This is a genomic window from Phormidium sp. CCY1219 (assembly GCF_055795085.1).
The window spans coordinates 1-3,124 of the sequence record NZ_JAYFEQ010000154.1 but is presented as its reverse complement, the minus strand read 5'-3'; the positions used below and the strand labels follow the sequence as shown (position 1 = coordinate 3,124).

Sequence of the window (3,124 nt, the reverse complement as noted above, 5' to 3'; positions counted from 1 at the left end):
GGGGATGATTCCGATACCACCACGGCGGATTCCGAGGAGAATGGGGATGATTCCGATACCACCACGGCGGATTCCGATGAGAATGGGGATGATTCCGATGAGAATGTGGATGATGCCGACGGAACCGATGTGGATGATGCCGACGGAACCGATGTGGGTGGCAACGACTACTTAGAAGGAGGTCACGGAAAAGACACCATCCTGGGTGGTGGCGGTGATGATAGCCTGATGGGTGGCGACCAAAAGGACTACCTGTGTGGCGGTGATGGCGATGACTACCTAGATGGTGGCAAGCACAAAGACATCCTGATCGGTGGCAAAGGCAACGACATGCTGTTTGGCGGCGAGGGGCAGGACTTCCTCAGTGGTGACGTAGGCGACGATACGCTTTACGGTGGCGCTGGCAAGGATACCCTCACTGGTGGCGCAGGTGCAGACACCTTTGTGATGGATGCTGCTGCTGCCCTGGAAGGCGAAGAAGATGAGGATGAGGAAGAAGGCGCTGATGATGGTGACGCGATCGCGAACCTCAAAGGCAAGAAGAATGATATCATTCTCGACTTCAATGCCGAAGAAGGCGATGTCATCCAAATTGCCGGCAGTGAGTTTGGCATCGATAATCTGTCCGATGTGTTTGCCGAAGACGGATCCAGTGGCGTAGATGTGACCACTGGCACCACCAGCACCCAGGAAACGTTCACGCAGTTTACCTTCAGCGCTGAATTCTCCCTGACAGTGTTCTCTCAGGTGGAGTTGAGCCAAGATGATATTACTCTCATTTAAGGATTTGCTCAAATTGAGAGAGAATCATTGAATTATCACTAAACAAGGCGATCGCACCAGTTTTCTAGCTGGTGCGATTTTTTTGTCCGATTTGAAAAGTTGTCATCATGCCCGAGAGGGGCTATAGCGCGCGAAGGGCGAGTATTTCGCGCGGCTTTGAGTCGTGAGGGAGACACTCGCACTTCTGGGGGCTTGAATTGCATGAGCGATGGAGACTGGGTATATATCACCGTCGGTCAATGGCTTGTCAAAGCGGGGGATGGAAATACTGCCGCGTGGGGCCAAGCGTTTGGGCATAGTCTGTGGCAAAATAAGGTTCGACGGTGCGGATATGCGGCGCGATCGCAACGCAACTCATCCGCTGAATTGAAGTGCAAGGAAGTCGCGCGATCGCACCGGATATTCCATCCCAAGTAGTCGATCTATCCCCTCGAACCTGAATGATTCACAGTGACGTTTTCTCCTTTTTTTCTGGCGTCGGTTTCTTAGATTTAGGCTTTGAAGATGCCGGCTTTAATGTGGTTTATGCCAGCGAAATCTTCCCTCCCTTCATGGAGGCTTATCGGTATTCCCGCACTCATCTGAAGCGAAACTTACCCGAATATGGCTGTTATTGTGCCGAAAACGGCGATATCCAAACCCTCCTCAACCCAGAGGAAAAATATATCCTCTCCGATTTAGTGAACACATCGCGACAAAACGCCGATCTAGTGGGATTTATTGGCGGTCCCCCCTGCCCGGATTTTTCCGTAGGCGGCAAAAATAAAGGCAAAGAAGGAGAAAAAGGCAAATTATCCGCATCCTATGTGCAGCTCATCTGTGAGCATCAGCCGGATTTTTTTGTGTTTGAGAACGTGAAAGGATTGTGGCGAACCCTCAAGCATCGAACTTTTTATGAAGACCTCAAACGCATCCTGCAAAACGCCGGCTATGTTTTAACCGAGAAATTAATTAATTCTCTCGAATATGGCGTACCCCAAGATAGAGAACGAATTATTTTGATTGGGTTTCATCGCCATATTTTCCATCAGATTGGCAGTCCGGTAAACATCCATTTCCGCGACGTTTTTCCCGAGACTATTTTTCCTTGGGACAAATTTGTTGTTTTTCCGAAAACCGAGGTTTTTTCTTATCCTTGGCCGAAATTCACTCCTTTCCAGGCGGATTCGAGTCTTGATTGTCCGCCCAATTTGCCGCAAGAATTAACAGTGGAATACTGGTTTAAACGGAATCAGACGGAGAATCATTTGAATGCTGAGGGGTATTTTAAACCCCGAGGAGGAATCGAGAAAATGAAAGCGATACCGGAAGGGGATGATTCCAAAAAGTCTTACAAACGGTTGCATCGATGGCGATATTCTCCTACGGCATGTTACGGAAACAATGAAGTTCACTTGCATCCGTATAAGGTTAGAAGATTGAGCGTTGCAGAGGCGATCGCCATTCAATCTTTGCCGAAAGATTTCGTTCTCCCTCCCGAACTTCCTCTCAGTCATCTGTTCAAATCCATTGGCAACGGCGTTCCCTATTTGGCATCTCTCGCCATTGCCAAAACCATTCTGTACTTTTTAAATCATCCGGGGATTGATGAAGAAAATCGGAGACAACAGGTTAACGATTTTGAGCCTTTACAATTAAGTTTAAACTTAGAAATGTAGGCGTCAAAAATCAACGCTGGTCATTCTTGACTAACCTGAGTCAAAATAATGGACTCCAAAATGACCAGCGGTTAGGAAAATATTTCCATCATGGTTGATAACAATAGTAATCTCATAATGAATCGACAATTGGCTATCTAACTTAAGCAACCTGATAAATATTTAAAAAATTAAAAAATTATGCATAAAAAAATAATCTTTTATGTAAGAGCATCCGTCACTAAACTACTTAAATCATTTTTGGTGTTGTAGGGATAAATTCCATCTACTAAAGGAATACGTTTATTAACAATTATTCCATGAGGAGATATTCCCTCCATAAATACAATTCTATCGTTATCACTAAATTTTCTAGTAACCATATAGTAACGCCATTTTTGATTAGCCACATGATTGATAGCTTTAAGCATAGCAGCTTCAAATAAAGGTTGATAGCGTCTATCTGGGCGGTTAGTGGTTTTTAATGAAATCGCCGCTTTTACATCACTCGCTAATATTTTACCTTTGAAATGATCGTAAAGATTTAAACTGTTAGGCTTTTTAATTTGTTCCTTTAGTAAATCATTAATTTTGTCTCTAGGATGCTTCGTAGAATCCAAGTGTACAATAACATAATCTGGGCTGGAAAAGAAAATTTTATTTTTTAATTCATTAATCGCTGCTAAAGGATTACCTGGTTGAAA

Annotated in this window: 4 protein-coding genes; 3 read left to right on the top strand and 1 reads right to left on the bottom strand. The window is 44.7% G+C overall.

Translation table 11 applies throughout. The features are described from left to right. From AC0QH1_RS00810 to AC0QH1_RS00800, 3 genes are all read left to right on the top strand, one after another. On the top strand, window positions 1-783 hold a 783-nt coding region (locus AC0QH1_RS00810), incomplete at its 5' end, for a calcium-binding protein (RefSeq protein ID WP_324628824.1). Window positions 784-984: 201 nt separating this feature from the next. Then, on the top strand, window positions 985-1,200 hold the full coding sequence (locus AC0QH1_RS00805; RefSeq protein ID WP_324628823.1) for a hypothetical protein: 216 nt from the start codon (window positions 985-987) through the stop codon (window positions 1,198-1,200). 23 nt (window positions 1,201-1,223) lie between these two features. After that, window positions 1,224-2,441, top strand: coding sequence for a DNA cytosine methyltransferase (locus AC0QH1_RS00800; RefSeq protein ID WP_324628822.1), 1,218 nt, complete (start codon window positions 1,224-1,226; stop codon window positions 2,439-2,441). A gap of 200 nt (window positions 2,442-2,641) precedes the next feature. Here AC0QH1_RS00800 and AC0QH1_RS00795 read toward each other — a convergent pair. Then, window positions 2,642-3,124 (bottom strand): Cfr10I/Bse634I family restriction endonuclease (locus tag AC0QH1_RS00795; protein WP_324628821.1); only part of this gene is annotated, 483 nt, incomplete at its 5' end.